This window comes from Paenibacillus sp. alder61 (genome assembly GCF_020179875.1).
Taxonomy (GTDB): domain Bacteria; phylum Bacillota; class Bacilli; order Paenibacillales; family Paenibacillaceae; genus Fontibacillus; species Fontibacillus faecis.
The window spans coordinates 173,551-189,041 of sequence record NZ_JAIUDG010000007.1; the positions used below are offsets into that span (position 1 = coordinate 173,551).

The 15,491-nt window shown below is 49.7% G+C and carries 17 protein-coding genes; 4 read left to right on the forward strand and 13 right to left on the reverse strand.

Annotated elements, in window-relative coordinates:
* Positions 1 to 53 precede the first annotated feature (53 nt).
* The 3 genes from LBW89_RS09360 to LBW89_RS09370 form a co-directional block, all read right to left on the reverse strand.
* On the reverse strand, positions 54 to 596 hold the full coding sequence (locus tag LBW89_RS09360; RefSeq protein ID WP_225039056.1) for a hypothetical protein: 543 nt from the start codon (positions 594 to 596) through the stop codon (positions 54 to 56).
* 95 nt (positions 597 to 691) lie between these two features.
* Entirely contained in the window at positions 692 to 1,159 is a 468-nt protein-coding gene (locus tag LBW89_RS09365; protein ID WP_148453890.1) for a phage tail protein, read from the reverse strand.
* Between the two features lie 26 nt (positions 1,160 to 1,185).
* On the reverse strand, positions 1,186 to 1,683 hold the full coding sequence (locus tag LBW89_RS09370; RefSeq protein WP_148453892.1) for a GyrI-like domain-containing protein: 498 nt from the start codon (positions 1,681 to 1,683) through the stop codon (positions 1,186 to 1,188).
* A gap of 102 nt (positions 1,684 to 1,785) precedes the next feature.
* On the opposite strand from LBW89_RS09370, the gene LBW89_RS09375 reads away from it, so the two are divergent.
* On the forward strand, positions 1,786 to 2,769 hold the full coding sequence (locus LBW89_RS09375) for a helix-turn-helix transcriptional regulator (protein WP_148453893.1): 984 nt from the start codon (positions 1,786 to 1,788) through the stop codon (positions 2,767 to 2,769).
* Here LBW89_RS09375 and LBW89_RS09380 read toward each other — a convergent pair.
* From LBW89_RS09380 to LBW89_RS09390, 4 genes are all read right to left on the reverse strand, one after another.
* Entirely contained in the window at positions 2,764 to 3,456 is a 693-nt protein-coding gene (locus tag LBW89_RS09380; protein WP_148453895.1) for an aspartate/glutamate racemase family protein, read from the reverse strand. The genes LBW89_RS09375 and LBW89_RS09380 overlap by 6 nt on opposite strands.
* Positions 3,457 to 3,572: 116 nt before the next feature.
* Entirely contained in the window at positions 3,573 to 4,112 is a 540-nt protein-coding gene (locus LBW89_RS27700) for a CBO0543 family protein (protein ID WP_318249347.1), read from the reverse strand.
* Between the two features lie 27 nt (positions 4,113 to 4,139).
* Positions 4,140 to 5,144, reverse strand: a complete 1,005-nt coding sequence (locus LBW89_RS09385) for a DUF3231 family protein (RefSeq protein ID WP_225039057.1) — start codon at positions 5,142 to 5,144, stop codon at positions 4,140 to 4,142.
* A 96-nt stretch (positions 5,145 to 5,240) separates the two neighbouring features.
* On the reverse strand, positions 5,241 to 6,185 hold the full coding sequence (locus LBW89_RS09390) for a DMT family transporter (protein ID WP_148453899.1): 945 nt from the start codon (positions 6,183 to 6,185) through the stop codon (positions 5,241 to 5,243).
* A 165-nt stretch (positions 6,186 to 6,350) separates the two neighbouring features.
* Between LBW89_RS09390 and LBW89_RS09395 the strand changes: the two genes are divergently transcribed.
* The gene (locus LBW89_RS09395; RefSeq protein ID WP_148453901.1) at positions 6,351 to 7,694 is read left to right on the forward strand and encodes a PLP-dependent aminotransferase family protein; all 1,344 of its coding nucleotides are present in this window, start codon (positions 6,351 to 6,353) and stop codon (positions 7,692 to 7,694) included.
* Between the two features lie 68 nt (positions 7,695 to 7,762).
* Here the strand turns inward: LBW89_RS09395 and LBW89_RS09400 are convergent, their stop codons facing one another.
* Complete coding sequence (locus tag LBW89_RS09400) at positions 7,763 to 8,341, reverse strand: NAD(P)H oxidoreductase (protein ID WP_148453903.1); 579 nt, start codon at positions 8,339 to 8,341, stop codon at positions 7,763 to 7,765.
* A gap of 218 nt (positions 8,342 to 8,559) precedes the next feature.
* Here LBW89_RS09400 and LBW89_RS09405 point away from each other — a divergent pair, with 218 nt between their 5' ends.
* Positions 8,560 to 8,943: a winged helix-turn-helix transcriptional regulator gene (locus LBW89_RS09405; RefSeq protein WP_148453906.1), complete on the forward strand. Its 384-nt coding sequence runs from the start codon at positions 8,560 to 8,562 to the stop codon at positions 8,941 to 8,943.
* 66 nt (positions 8,944 to 9,009) lie between these two features.
* Here the strand turns inward: LBW89_RS09405 and LBW89_RS09410 are convergent, their stop codons facing one another.
* Both LBW89_RS09410 and LBW89_RS09415 read right to left on the reverse strand, forming a co-directional pair.
* Positions 9,010 to 9,471 (reverse strand): NUDIX hydrolase, encoded by a 462-nt coding sequence (locus LBW89_RS09410; RefSeq protein ID WP_148453908.1) that lies wholly within the window; start codon positions 9,469 to 9,471, stop codon positions 9,010 to 9,012.
* Positions 9,472 to 9,723: 252 nt separating this feature from the next.
* Positions 9,724 to 10,173 carry a MerR family transcriptional regulator gene (locus LBW89_RS09415; RefSeq protein ID WP_148453909.1) on the reverse strand — a complete coding sequence of 150 codons (450 nt, stop codon included), beginning with the start codon at positions 10,171 to 10,173 and terminating at the stop codon, positions 9,724 to 9,726.
* Between the two features lie 173 nt (positions 10,174 to 10,346).
* Here LBW89_RS09415 and LBW89_RS09420 point away from each other — a divergent pair, with 173 nt between their 5' ends.
* Positions 10,347 to 11,198, forward strand: a complete 852-nt coding sequence (locus LBW89_RS09420) for an aldo/keto reductase (protein WP_148453911.1) — start codon at positions 10,347 to 10,349, stop codon at positions 11,196 to 11,198.
* Between the two features lie 56 nt (positions 11,199 to 11,254).
* Here the strand turns inward: LBW89_RS09420 and LBW89_RS09425 are convergent, their stop codons facing one another.
* The 3 genes from LBW89_RS09425 to LBW89_RS09435 all read right to left on the reverse strand — a co-directional run bounded on the left by LBW89_RS09425 (position 11,255) and on the right by LBW89_RS09435 (position 15,427).
* Positions 11,255 to 13,552 carry a DEAD/DEAH box helicase gene (locus tag LBW89_RS09425; protein WP_148453913.1) on the reverse strand — a complete coding sequence of 766 codons (2,298 nt, stop codon included), beginning with the start codon at positions 13,550 to 13,552 and terminating at the stop codon, positions 11,255 to 11,257.
* 20 nt (positions 13,553 to 13,572) lie between these two features.
* Entirely contained in the window at positions 13,573 to 14,304 is a 732-nt protein-coding gene (locus tag LBW89_RS09430; RefSeq protein ID WP_148453915.1) for an ABC transporter permease, read from the reverse strand.
* A gap of 187 nt (positions 14,305 to 14,491) precedes the next feature.
* A complete protein-coding gene (locus tag LBW89_RS09435) occupies positions 14,492 to 15,427 on the reverse strand; it encodes a LytTR family transcriptional regulator DNA-binding domain-containing protein (protein ID WP_148453917.1) in 936 nt (311 codons plus the stop codon).
* Positions 15,428 to 15,491: the final 64 nt, after the last annotated feature.

Consider the following 15,491-nt stretch of genomic DNA (forward strand, 5'->3'; position numbering starts at 1 on the left):
ATCGCGGTTAGCCCGTTTTGCTTATTTCAAATGATTGTACCGCAGGTTTACGATTATTCGTTATCCTGAGCGGCCGGACCCGCCGGAGCCATCAAGCCTTGAACGGCGCCGAGAAACGGGCGGATGGATTTGATCATGCCGTAGCCCATCTTCACGACCGGAACAAATCTCCGGATCATGCCGAACAGCCGCATCCCGCCGCCGAGCATACCGCCAAGCCCTCCGGCGCCCGCAGCAGCGGGGCCGCCGGACCCGCCAAAACCGCCGAACAGCGAGCCCAAGATCGGCAGGAACGCCGACACTTGGGCGTCCGGCTTGCGGGATCGCGAGCGGCCGGACGGTTTGCGCGCGCCGCTTCTCCGGCTGCCGGGACGGACGCCCCCCGGGGAGCGTGCACCCGCTCTGTTTTTCAGAGAGCGGGTGCTTTGCTTCCCGGACGAAGGGCGAGGGAGGGCTCCGGCGCCGGCGAGTACCACCCCGCTGGAATTGACGTCCGTGATGTAGCCGACGTAAGTCTCTCCGTTGTTCAGGGTGACACATACAGGATGGCCCTGCAGCTTCTTCGCTCGCGCACGCATCTCTTTCGATTGTGCCATGAAGTTCACCTCGATCACTGAGTTGTACTTCAGTTTACGCCGGGGGCGGGCTGGCTGCTTGTGCGAATGGGGCATGCGTACGCTAAAACGTTTTTCTAATACTCTCCTTTGATTACGAAAAACGAGCCCCGGATCGTTCCGGCCAGTTTGGACTTCTGGCGGGCAAATTTAAACTTCTTCTCCTCCAGCTCCCGGGGAACCTCCATCCCCTCGGAGAGTTTAAAACCAACCGCCCGTTTCTTCGGGTCGTCCACGGTGTACAAGACATTGACCTCAAGGCCATCTTCATAAAAAACGTAGGCCCATCGGATATTCTCCACTTGAAAACGCGACGTTTCCAGAGGCTTGGCCGCAAACTCGATGCCGCGTTCCTCTTTCAAAATCCGGTTCACATAGTCTAGAGTCTCCTGGCTTTCGCCGGCGGGTTCCACCGTAAATTCATGCTTGTATTTGTTCATGAAGTAGCGGGCTTCATTCGCGCGCAAACCGGCCAGCGCTTCCGCTACGGGTGAAGACTCCAAACCGATCGTGGACACATTTTTAAAATCAACAATATAGGACATCTCCATCACCCCTCCTGTCTATCCATCTATTTTCGAACAACGGGAATCCACATTTCGCCAAACACTTGACCGTCCCGCTGCCCCATGATCACCGTGGCATTCGGACCGCCTACATACGCGACATGGCTGACTTCAGGCAGGACTTGGCCGAAGGCAATCCCGGCAAGCTGATTACTCAATGCATCGGCCGTCGGCCCTTCCCCTTTAACCACCAGGTATTCCCCTTTAGGGAATTGAATAACCCGGGAACCCTCCGCTGCGGATGCCGACCCCGGCGCCGATGACTCGGTCAAGACTCCGGCATAATACATCATCTTGTTGTTCACCGCTTCGTTTACGGCAAATACATAGTCGTTGGCGGCCATGGATTTTAAAGTATCGAGCCTTCCGTCATGATGGACCGCCTGCCAAAAGTCCGATTTTTCCTTGTTAATGCCGGCATAGTCCGTGTAATCGCTCTTCAGCTCGGTTCCCAGACCGTAAACGATAAAGCCCTCTTTTTCTTCCAATTGATAGTTTGCCATGTTCATAACCTTCCTTCTTTTTTATTTCATTTGTGTTCTTCACTTGATAGGTTTATGATAATCTTCAATCATGTCAAAAAATGATACCATTTAGGAGTCGCAATGAAAAAAGTTGAACGGATTAATACGATCATGCGGTATATCAATAATCGTTCCCAATTTACCATCTCCGAAATCATGCGCGAATTTCAGATCTCCCGTTCCACGGCCATTCGGGACATCCGGGAAATCGAAGCCTTGGGGATGCCGCTTGTCGCCGAGGTTGGACGGGATGGGGGCTATTTTGTCATGCACAACAAGCTCCTGCCCGGCGTTCGTTTTACCGATAATGAAGTCAAAGCCCTTTTTATCGCCTTTATGGCCACAAGAAATGCGCAGCTCCCCTATCTGAAGAGCCGTCAATCTCTAGCCGAGAAATTACTGGGCCTCATCTCGACCAACCAGCAGGACGACCTTGTTCTTTTGAATCAAATCCTGCTTTTTGAAGGAACCAACCCGCATAATCCCGATCTGCTTGAGCTTTCCGACCTCCCCCACCCCATGCTGGAAAAGCTCATCCAAAACCTGCTTACGGACAGCTATTTACGGATTACGATCGAAGAAGCGCGGGAAATGAAGTCCTACCCCATCTATCTCCTGCATCTTTATCATCAAAAAGGCGTCTGGCTGATGGAGGGCTTTGACTTACAGGAAGAAAGGAAGCGGCTGTTTCCCGTCGACGGGCTCACCGATATCACACTCTACCAACCGAAGAAAAGGGTAAGCCGGAAAAAGATTATGGAAACCCTGAGCAAACAGGAGGAAGAAATTAACCTTGTCCTGTATCTGGGTCCGAAAGCCATTGCCCAATACAAGAAGTACCATCCTTTAAAAGCTTCCGTTTCCTATACGAACCCTTATCAAACCACGGCCATTCTAAAAACTTTCATCCCTGTGGATAAGCCCGAAGAATTGACCGAATTCACCGATTGGCTTCTTTTTCTGGGCGGGGATATCAAGGTCAGGGAAGCGCCGAAAGAGCTCCTGGACAGGTTGGAAGAACGATTAAGTGCCCTTAAGGAGCAGTTGCGCGGATCATCACTATGACAGCGCGAAGTCAACCGCAGACTCCGCATGAAGTCTTGTTGTATCGTAGAGAGGGATTCCGCAATGTTCTTGCGAAATGAGCAAGGTGATCTCGGTGCAACCCAGAATAATCGCCTCTGCTCCCTGTCGACCAAGCTCCTGTATGATGCTTAGATAGGATTGCCGGGATTCGTCATTAATGATGCCAAGGCATAGCTCTTGATAAATGATGTCATGAATGACCCTTCGATCGGCCTCGCCGGGGACTATCACTTCAAGTCCGAACTTGTCCCTAAGTCTGCCCTTGTAAAAATCTTGTTCCATCGTAAAAGCGGTACCCAATAGCGCGACCTTCTGCCGTCCGTCCTTAACCATTTCTTTCGCCGTTGCGTCCGCGATGTGAAGCAGTGGAATTGTGACGGCTTCCTCCACTTCGTTGGCCATCTTGTGCATCGTATTGGTACAAATCACGATGAAGTCAGCCCCGCCGGATTCCAGCTTTTGCGCCGCATCCATCATAAGTTTCGTGGCCTCATCCCATTTCCCCTGATACTGAAGGCTTTTGATCTCATCAAAATCCACGGAATACATGAGGCTTTTGGCGGAATGAAGTCCTCCCAGCTTCTCATTGACCCGTTGATTGATGATTTGGTAATACAACAACGACGACTCCCAGCTCATCCCGCCGATTAAACCTATGGTTTTCATAAACACGTACCTCCAAGGGGCTTTTTACTCTATCCTCCATTAAAAATGGTTCAAATTCAATCCTTTTCTTCCCCCCCATAAAGAGAAGCACCCCTTAGTTGAGCTGAAGAGTCCACTTAAGAACTTTTTGTCCCACCGGTTTGTTTTTTCATAAACCAAAGATAAAAAATACGGGACAAGCAAAAGGTAATTAGAAGGGAAGCCCACGTCCAGAACCAATTCCAATCGATGTAGCGAATGAGGTTGGTGTACCTTTCCGCCAATACCTCCAAAATGGTCATCCAGCTTGGAAAAAACAAAAACCAGAGTGTTTTATGGATGTTGGTTTTGTTTTTCGGAAATTTCAAGTTAAACACGACGCAGAGAGCGGGAAAGATAAAATACTCGAACGAAAAACTACTTCGCGATGCATAGGGAAACATACGAACCGGATATTCAATTAATTTGTACTGTACAACTAGTAGACCTAAAAACCAGGTAAGTATTTGCTTAAAAGAAAAGATGACAAACGCTTCTCGAATTTTATTACGCGGTGTCGTAACTAGTAACAGCAGAATGGTTAAAATCCATACTACAATTAATATGATTATTTCCATTGTCATAAGACGCATAACCTCGGCTACATGGGATATGTACAGAATGACAAGCAGAGCCATCCTTTGCGGGATGGCCCTGGCTAAGTTTTAATGTCCGGCGTGCAATTCTTCCCGGTCTATAGCCTCTGGAGGCTGCTCCAACCACCCCTGGTCAATCATAAGATTGGCGCCATCCTCCACATACAACGATACATCCAATTGGCATTTTGCATATAAAACGCCTATATCTTTTCTTCCATTCAGCGATGCGCCATTGGCGTATTCCCGGATCTTCATGGAGAACATGTCGATTTTATGATAAACCATGAGTTTATCCGAGAACGGAGGCTCCGTGGAGGGTCTGACCAAATGATCTATACTTTGAGGGAACGGCAAACCGTCTTTAGACAATTTGTCCGACATCAGATCAATATGTTTTTGATTCAGCCTCTTTCCACGCTCTAAATATTGTCTGACTTTTTCGCTTCTCGCCACCTGAACAAAGCCGGTAATAATAGCTTTACTCGTGATGTCGTTGTTCAAGTTTCCGAAAAAATGGGCTATTTCCAATCCTTGCAGCGGTCGCACTTTTCCGAAGAAAACATTTAAAAAACTCTGCTTTGTAATAAAGTCCACACCTTGAGGCGGAGGAAGGACGGGTGGATTTACGGATGTATTTCTGGAGAGTAAGGCCTCCGTGACATTGACCATTAATTTACTGGTATCCTGAAGGGCTTTGACGAAGAAATCCCGGATATCTTTCCTTGTCACCAAGGGGATAGCCACGCTATAAATACTCACCCCGGCTTTACCCAAATACTGCAGGTAATGAAGATAGAAATCGTCTTCATACAGTCGGGGTGCCTCCAAATTGACGTCGTCGTCCGTAAACCCGACCGGGATCGGAAAATCGGCTTGTTTAAAAATAGCTTCAATGGTCTGTATATACTCTTTACATAGCCCCAGGGCATATTGTAAATTTTCTTTAATCTCTTTATCGTCCACATGTTGAAGAAAATAGCCAAGCACGCATTTCCCCATCGTATTTCCCACATATGTGGCCCAAAGCTTCCCCATCTCCGCTGCGGTTAAATGCGATTGATCGGTTTTCACAAGCACTCATTCCTTTGCGATCTATTGAGAATCCGTGATTAGGATATCCCGGTAACCGTTTGAAAATACACGGTTTTTTTGCCGCATAGTAGACTGCTATTGCCGTCTGATCGATTTCGCTGGAAAGCTCGGCGAGGATGAAGTCCCCAACAGATTAGTCCCAATGACACCCACAATAATAAGCGCAGCACCGACGATATGGTACATTCTGATTTCTTCCCCGAGCAAAAGCGCTCCGGCAGCGATCGACACGATCGTCGACAGGTTGGAGAATACGCTCATTTTGGAGGCTTCGATTCGGGACAAGGCATAGTTGGAACTAAGCGCCGTAACCAGGGTAGACAAGACGCCAAGGTAGAGAATGGCTGCAACAAACGCACCGCTGGCCAGCGGAGAGAACAATTGATCCAGCGTACCTGCGGCGGTGTGCCCGGCTAGCGACATGGCCAGGAAAGAAAGAAAGGCAATGCCCAGCATAACATACGTGATTTCCGCAGGACTGAACGATTTGAGCAGCCTTCTCGCGAGCACGTTGTAGCCCGCAATGGCCAGGCAGGACAGGAACAAGAGAACAATTCCCGTCATGTTGGACCAATCGATGCCGCTGCCTTTCATGATAAAGATGAACAGGACTCCGCTCACCGACAAACAGATGGATAGCTTTTGCAGAAGCGTGGTCGTTTCCTTCAGGAACAAGAACGCCAGCAGCAGCGTTAAAACCGGCGTAAAAGCGAGCAGAATGCCACCTTCGCTGGATGTGGTATATTTCAGACCGTAAGATTGAAGCGCGAAAAACGCCAGCGGGTACAATATGGCCAAGAGCACTACCTTGCGGAGCTTTTTTCCGCGATAGTTCAAACGAACTCGGCCCAGCAGGACGGGAATGGACATCGCGGCGAAGGATGCGGCAAACCGGAAGGTCAGTGTATCCATAGGGTCGGCAAATTCGAGCGCAATCTTCGTAAATAAAAAGGAAAACCCTATAATCATAGCATTCATAATAGCGCATAGATAAGCAAGTTTTAACCCGGATGAATTCATCGTAGTAAGTGCCTCCTTAGTGTTGTCATATTCGCGGACATGGGGCTGAATACTTGAAATGGTAAAGCGAAATGGAGACACCCACAACAACAAGTTTCCGGAATTGTATCGATACAGTTCTGAATATCACTTATAATGGGGAGTGGCAGAAATGAGGGAGAAAACGTGAAAAGATACTTGCTAATCCTCTCCGACCTGGAACTTAAATTAAATGAAGGGCACTACCGCCCGGGTCAAAAGCTCCCCTCCGTCCGCGATGCCGCCAAGCTGTACGAGTGCAGCGTCAGCACCGTCGTTCGGGCTTACACCGAGTTGGAAAAGCGCCACGCTATCTACTCGATTCCACAGAGTGGGTACTATGTCGTCGACAAGCCGGCCTCCGAAATCATAGCCGAGGATGACGACTGGATCGATTTTTCATCGGCCATGCCGGATGTTCACGTATTTCCCTACTTGGACTTCCAGCATTGTTTGAACAAGGCGATCGATACCTACAAGCAGCAACTGTTCACGGCCGGCGATTCAAGAGGGCTGGAGAAGCTCCGGCAGACGCTGGTATCCCACCTGGCGAATGATCAGATATTTGCCAAGACGGAGCAGATTATTATCACTTCGGGGGCTCAGCGGGCTTTGGAAATTTTGGCTCGGATGCCGTTTCCAAACCGAAATAAGACCATTCTGGTCGAGCAGCCAAGCTACGATCTCTATCTGCGATACCTTGAGACGGAGGGCATTCCGGTAGAAGGGATTGCGCGCAGCACAGCCGGTATGGATTTGCAGGCGTTGGAGCAAAAGTTCAAGAACGGCGGAATTAAATTTTTCTACACCATGTCCAGATACCACAATCCCCTGGGAACCACGTACCGTGAGGAAGAGCGGAAGGCCATCGCCCGGCTGGCGGACAAATACGATGTGTACATCGTTGAGGACGACTATATGGGGGATTTAGGGGAGGAGAAGCAGTTCGATCCCATTTACGCGTATAGCCGGACCTCCCATGTCGTTTATGTAAAAAGTTTCTCCAAGATCATCTTCCCGGGGCTGCGCCTAGGCGCGGTTGTGCTGCCGGAACGGCTGTCGGCGACATTCCGAGCATATAAGGGGCATCCCGATACTTCGCTATTGTCACAAGCGGCGCTCGATGTATATATCAAAAACGGGATGTATGAACGGCATCGGCATAAAATCAGCAGTCAATATGCGTCCCGGATTCGAGCGGCAAACGACGCGGTGAGCCGACATAACCACGAAGGCCTGGTGGCGTTATCCGAGGTCGATTCCGGCGTTTATATCCAATTTAAGCTGCCGCAAACCGTTAATTTGGATCGGCTGATAAAGCGCCTGTCGGCGAGGCGGGTGAAAGCAATGACCGGAAAGTCGTTCTATTTGACAAACTGGCTCGAGCGGGAAAAATTTCTGCGAATCAGCATTTCACGGGTCAGGCCGGAGAGAATCGAGGAGGGCGTAAGGGTGATTATGGAAGAAGTGGGGAGAGAACTGGGAAGGTAGATCCATTTGCATAGCGCTTCATAACAAGCACCGGCCACCGAAAGATCGGCGGCCTGATTGTCGATGATTTACAGTTCCTTGGCATAATTTAACCCTAAGTCATGCGCTTGATGAAGCAGCATCTCATAATGTTTGGCATCGGAATCCAGGGTCTCGTACAAAAATTCAACCCGGGAATGGTTCACACCGCAATAATCCGCAATTCCCACATTGAGCAGATGAGCAATCGTCTCATCATAGTTACGCTTTTTCATCTGTTCTCTGGAAACGCCCGCCAGACCGATCCACAAGACTTGCCGATGATGAAGCTGGTTCGAACCGTACGCAAACCCGTTGTTCCATACACGGTCAATATAACCTTTTAGCATGGCCGGCAAGTGCCACCACCACACCGGAAAGATAAATGCCAGAGCATCATGCTCCTTCATTCGCCGTATTTCCCTTTCCACCTCAGGGGAAAAAGTCTGTTCCGCCGCTGACCAATCCGGTTCATCTATTCCTTTTAAAACCGGGTCGAAGCCAATCCCGTGCAAGTCCAAAATCTCATAGTCGTGGCCGGCCTCGGCAAGACCCTGCACGAAACGATCGGCAACCTTAAAGGTCAGGGAATCTTTTCTCGGGTGCGACACAACGCATAGTACTTTCATACTTGTATCTTCACTACCTTTCTTCAGCAGTTAACTTATAGCCATCATCCCTGGCTGATGCTATTATAAACAGGACTTGAATAACCTGGAAGTACGCACTTTCACGTGCTATAGGATGATACGGGTGCCATAGGAACATGGAAGTGCCCTACTCTAGATAACCGCCCAAGAGGTTATGTCTCGGCCATAACACATCCTTTTTAACGGAGGAATCAAAGATGACTGAAGCGAGGGACAATAGCGTTCAAAAGAAGTATAGAGTTGGAGTGGAGGCGGCGTTAGAGGTCATGGGGGGAAAATGGAAGCCTCTGATCATCTATCATTTGATGACCGGACCGAAACGGACTTCGGAGCTCCGCCGGTTAATCCCCGACATTACACAAAAAATGCTGACCACTCAACTAAGGGGCCTGGAAAAGGATGAGATCGTGGCGCGAGAGGTTTATAAAGAAATCCCGCCTAAAGTGGAGTATAAGCTGACCCCTTACGGCTGGGGGTTAAAGCCCGCGCTAGACCATTTATGCTATTGGGGAGAGGATCACCTGGAAAAGGTGTATGGCGACAAATCCAAGGTTTTGGAGGAGTTTTACGGGTGTTCATAAGCACAAAACCCTATGAGTTTTCGTGAAAAAGACCATCACATCAACTGATTGGATGGTCTTTTTTGCTCAGTTGGAGCGGAGCGGCTCGTTATACATACTAATGGAGTGAACCTTATTTTGTAATAAGTTGTCGATGATCTGCTTTAATACACCGGGTTCTCGTAAGTCTTCATTCTCGATTTTAGCAAGCTCATTTACTTGCACCCATTTGCTGTCGGAAATTTCATCCTCTTCGAGTTTTAAAACCCCTCCGGTCATCTCACCGATGAAATGAAATAAAATAACCTGATTGTTCGTACGGCTCATAAAATTATATACCCCCGTAGTACCCGTCAGGTTTACTTCCAGCCCCGTCTCTTCTCTAACTTCCCTACGAGCTGTATGAAGAATGTCCTCACCATATTCCATACGTCCACTTGGAAAGTTCCACTTATCCCTAGCATTAGGCTTATTCTCTTTGATTATCAAAGCTTGATCATGATTCAAGATGGTTACACTTGCTACCAAAACAATTCCTTCTGGTGTCATCCAATGATTCTCCTCAATAGTGCATGTTTTGCACTAGTTTTTTAAGTGCGGCCTAGCGCACTTCCAACACGGCAAACTCCAAAAAGATGCAAATCTGCAGGTATTTCTAGCGATTTTAGCGAAAAGAGCCGGTTTCGTCGAAAATTCCTGCAGAATCGCAGGAATTTTCAAATTTTGGCCCCCAACGAGAAAAAAACATGCAGATTTGCAGGAATTCCATGTCATCCAGGTTATCTGACGGGCCTCCCCCCCTCATGCCTTACGGGCAGAGGGCGAGTAAAATACATCGCTATGCATATGCTGAATTCTATCCCAGTTGGCCGGATTGGTCGTGTCTGGCGAACGGCGCTCCAAAATGGCCTGATAGAGGGCGGTTTTTTCCTCCAAATGGGCAACGTGCCGTTTGGCTTCTTCGAGCTTCAGGAGCGCCGCCTCTTTATGCTCCATCATGAGTTTGAAGCGTTGCGGAATGGTCGAATCCCCTTGCAGACATAAATCGATATACATTTTAATGACTTCAATCGGCATCCCGGATTGCTTAAGGCATTTGACGCCAAGCAGCCAGTTGATCGATTCTTCGTCGAACATCCGGATATTATTTTCATTTCGCTGTAAGCTCGGCACCAGGCCTTTATCCGTGTAAAAGCGCACAGCGTGCTCGGTGAGTCCCGTAATCTGTGCGGCTTCTTTGACCGTATACATGTGACATCCCCCTTGGAAAAAAATGATGAACGACGCTTGACTTCGTGTAACACGAAGGTCCTAAGCTTATTGTAATGCAAAACGGCTATATGCGGAACTACCGCTCTGTAGGGCCAATCTCCCGGGGTTCGCGGCCGTTTGCCGTTATACATTTAAACTAAGGAGGAATTACCATGCAAACCGTAACATTGAACAACGGAGTGAAAATGCCGATTATCGGCTTCGGGGTCTACCAGGTTCCCGATGCTGAAGAATGCGAGAACGCAGTATATGACGCATTGATGGCCGGTTACCGCCTGATCGACACCGCCTCCGGATACCTGAATGAGGAAGCGGTCGGACGCGCAATCAAGCGCAGCGGCATCCCGCGTGAGGAGCTGTTCATCACGACCAAACTTTGGGTTCAGGATGCCGGCTACGAGAGTGCCAAGCTGGCTTTTGCCAAATCCCTGAAGAAGCTGCAGCTGGACTATCTCGATTTGTATCTTATTCACCAGCCGTTCGGCGATTACTACGGCGCTTGGCGTGCGATGGAAGAACTCTATCGCGACGGAAAAATCAAGGCGATCGGGGTCAGCAACTTCCATCCCGACCGTCTAATGGATCTCATCGTGCATAACGAAATTGTTCCCGCCGTGAACCAGATCGAAACGCATCCGTTCTACCACCAGCTCGAGAGCGCCGCTTTTATGAAACAGCAGGGTGTGCAGCACCAGTCATGGGCGCCGTTCGCTGAAGGACGGGGCGACATGTTCGGCAATGAAGTATTGGTCTCGATCGCGGAAAAATACAACAAGTCCGTCGCCCAAGTCGTGTTGCGTTGGCTTGTCCAGCGTGGAGTCGTTGTCATTCCAAAATCGGTGCGCAAAGAGCGGATCGTCGAAAACTTCGACATTTTCGATTTTGAGCTGAGCGCGGAAGATATTGAACAAATCTCTACCCTGGATACGGGAAAAAGTCTGTTTTTATCGTATCACGATCCGGAAGTCGCCAAAATGATGGGCAACTGGAAAATCGATCTGTAAGCCTTTGATCGAACTGTAAAAGAAAGGACAGGGGCCGGCACCCCTGTCCTTTTTCCTCAAAACTTCTCCCACCCGAATACCGGCCTCAACATCTTGCGCATCCAATAAGCTAGTACCGTTCCTGCGCCCCATGAACCGGGATTCTGCAAGTACTCCCTGTATTGATCGTTAATGATATAAGTCCGGGTGGAAGTGGGGTTCTTCAGCCCGAACTTTTCCCACATTGCCGGATCATTCGAATCTCCCAGCTTGGCGAGCATATTCGCCGACGCCTTATCTATTTTAGCCGGGAGTTGCTCGAAGGCTTGGATGATTTGCGCATGAAATTCGTCGATCGGATTGCGGTTAACCAGGCTCGTCAAATGGATGCCTTCGCGAAGGTAGGAGACGTATTCCAGATGGTCGGCCCAGAACTTGTCGATAAAATAAAGCCGTACCCGCTGCTCCGATGGGCCCACCTTCGTCTCGCCTTTCAAAATGCCGAGCCGCTCCTCGTATAGAATACGCCGCTGCTCCTCCACCATATCCGAATAACGGTTCAGTTCCTGGCGGATATGGAAGTTTTGACCCATGATCACGCGCTGAATATGCGCGATTTTGCCGCGGAGCACCGACTCTTCGAGAGGCTCATCCTGCCTGAGCCCCCGATAGGCGCGCGGAATCGCTTTATTGATGCCGAACCGCTGCATCAACTCGTCCTCCAAGCTTACGAAAAATACGGAAGCTCCCGGGTCCCCTTGGCGGCCGGAACGACCGCGCAGTTGGTCGTCGATCCGTACGCTTTGGTGCACATGCGTACCAATGACGTATAGCCCGCTCAGCCCTGCGACAACTTCCGCTTGCGCGGGGTCGCCGCCGCCGAGCCGGATGTCGACGCCGCGTCCCGCCATATTCGTAGACACCGTCACGGCGCCGATTTCTCCCGCTTTGGCGATGATTTCAGCTTCCTCCGCGTCGTTCTTCGCGTTCAGAACATGGCAGGGTACGCCCAGAGCCGCCAGCGCCTCCGCCAGCAGGTCAGACTCCTCGACGCTTGACGTACCGATAAGAATCGGCCGTCCCGTCCGATGAACGGACGAGATTTCCTGAAGAAGCGCCTTAAATTTGGCTTCTTTATGGGTATAAATCCGGTGCGGACCGTCGATCCGTTGGTTGGGCCGATTCGGCGGAATCGGCACGACCTGGAGCGCATAAATCGCTTCGAATTCCATCGCGGAAACTTGCGCAGTCGCCGTCATTCCGCAAATCTTCGGATATAGACTAAGGAAGTGCTGCAGGGTGATCGTCCCGAGAATTTTCCCTCCGGCTTTCACGGGCAGCCCTTCTTTGGCCGCAAGCGCGGCTTGCAGCCCCTCCGGCAAATGCCTGTTCTCCGCCACGCGGCCGGTATATTCGTCGATCAGTTCGATCTTACCGTCCCGGACGATGTAATCGACGTCTTTTTTCAATAACGCTTCCGCATGCAGCGCGCAATTTAACGACGATAACAACTCACTATGCCGGCTTTCGTACAAATTGCCGCATCCCAGCAGTTCCTCCGCTTTCGCGGCGCCCGCTTCATTCAAATAAACATTCCGCCGGAACTCGTCGAAGTCGTAATGCTCCCCTTGCTTAAGCTGTCTGGCGACTTCCGCGAAACGAGTGCCGTTGTTGCTCTCGGAAGAGCCCGGCTCGCCGGCGATGACGAGCGGTACCCGCGCTTCGTCGAGAAGCAGCGAATCCGCTTCGTCGACGATGACGTAGTGGAAAGGACGATGCACAGTGTCGGCTTCGCTCAGGGCGATCGTGTCGCGCAAATAATCGAATCCCGCCTCTTTGGCCGTCACATAGGTAATATCCGCGGCGTACGCTTCCCTTTTCTCCGACAGGCTCATGCCGGTCTGCACCGATTTTACCGTTAACCCGAGAAAACGATAGATCGGGCCCATCCACTCCGCATCCCGATCCGCCAAATAATCGTTGAACGTCAGCACATGTACGCCTGCGCCGGTCAGCGCATTGAGACAGGCGGGCATCACCGCGGAGAGCGTTTTTCCTTCGCCGGTATGCTGCTCGATCAGAAATCCCTCGTGCAGGGCGATGGCTGCCATGACCTGGACATCGTAGGGCTGCAATCCGAGCGTTCTCTTCGCCGCCTCGCAGACTAGCGCATACGCATCGACAAGCAGCTCGTCCAAAGGCGTACCCGAAGTCGCCTCCTTTTTCAGCCGGAGAGATTCGGCTTGCAGCCGCCGATCGTCCCAGGCTTCCAAATTCCGCTTCCTGACGAGCTCCACTTTGTCCCGATAGCCTTTCAGCCTAAGCCGGTGATCGCGGTCCTTCCATTCTTGCATCCACTTGATTGCTAAACTCATTGGAATGGGCTCCCTCCTTCCTACTCATCCGTTGACCGTCGTTGGTACATGACAACGGACACGATCGATAACACAACCGTCCAGGCCAAAATAATGAGGAGCGGTTTTAATAAATCTCCTGTCGTAAAGCCTGTGCTCTCTATGCTCAGCAAACGCACAAGTTGAACGCTTGGGGTGTACTCCAGCACTTGGAAAATCGGAAAATCATCTGCCAGCAGCACTCCCCAGGGCGCCCCGGAGAATACGAATGCCACAGGAATGATGGATAACGATGCATCCAGCAGCGTCCTGGAGAATAACCCGCAGATCGTTCCGACCGCAATGTAAAGGATGATCGAAAGAATAACGGCCGTCGCAAAAGCCCATATATTGACCGGCGTATATTCGAATATATACGTAGAAACCGTCAGAATCACCGCAGACATGACAAAGACCAGACTGCTTTTACCGATTAAAACGTCCAGGGACGTGGCCGGAGTCATCATTAATGATCTTAACGTGCTACGCTCCTTTTCTTCCGCAATCAAGCAGGCTTGTGCGAAACAGGTCAGCAGCACAAACGAAAGATTAAGAACGGTAGCAAAAGTTCCAGCCACGGAAGCTAAGGGTAAAGACGAATCTACACCTCGAATAAGGAGTGCGAGAATAATAGGGAGAGTCAGCATAATGGAGAGCCCGTAATTGCGCGAAAACTCTTTATAATCCTTCACAAATATCGCGCGCACACGTTTAAATGAGATACTCGTACTCATAGCAGCTCACTTCCCGCTTTCGAATAAGTTCTACTTGGATCACACCCATGAACACCACTTCCTTGGAGTTGATACCTTAAGCATATAAGGATCGCGTGCTCCAAGCCATCAAAACCCGCCGAAATGTAGCTATTGTCGCCTGAACGGTACCCTGGAATGCCTGACGGATTCCATATTGCCCCGGAAATTAAAGATGAAGAAGCGACTTTAATTCCTGCAATTTTGAACGGGATAACGGAACCACGGCGTCTTTACCCGTACTTAATCGCAAGCTGTAGCTGTTCTTCGTCCATGTAATGATTTCTCTTACCTTTTGCAGATTCACGATGTAGGATCGGTGACACCTGAAAAAGCCGAAATTGTTCAATCTCTGCTCGAGCTCGGTTAGCGTCAAAGCGCAGACATAATTTTCTCCACCTACATGCACGAGGACCGAACCATCCATACTTTCTATGTAGTCGACTTCAGGCGGATCGAATAGAATCACCTTGTCGTTTTTTTTCGTATAAATCTTCTGCAGGGTGATGTTGGCCCGATCTTGTTCCTGCGCTTCCTGCTTATCTTCTTCCGAGTCCCGAATATCCAGTGGATGAAATCCGAGCTCGTTCAAACGATAGATGACATCACAGGAAATCATGGCGTCTTCTAAATTCGAAGTTAACATCAAAATCCGTTTCTCTTTCGAGAGGTCATCCAAAATCCGTTTAAAATGGCGGCGATCTTCTTCTTCCAAGTAAAAATAAGGTTCCTCCAAAACAATCGTAGGCTGATGCGCAAAAAAGACACGCAGCAAGGTGACGTACATTCTTTTCGATGAGCTTAGATCCTTGATTTTCACCTTCCGCTCTTCCTTTAAACCAAAATATTCTATTAACCGTGCGGCACGGTCATTCCGCTCTGTTACATTGATTAGAAAAGTGATTAATTCCTCCACCGATAAATGCATATACTCGTTTTGCCCCGCTCGAAATAAATAATACCGGGAATGATCCTCTAACTGATTCATGATAAGCTGCTTTCGCTTCAAGTCCGTTATAATGCCGACCGATTGGTTCGAGGTCATATTGAATTCGATCTTGGGTAGAAGTAATTTCCCATGCTCATAGATCGGTTGAAATTGCATGCCGTCCTCCTAGTCCGTGCCGCTATAGGATGTATATAACAATTATAATGTCGGGGTGCCTATT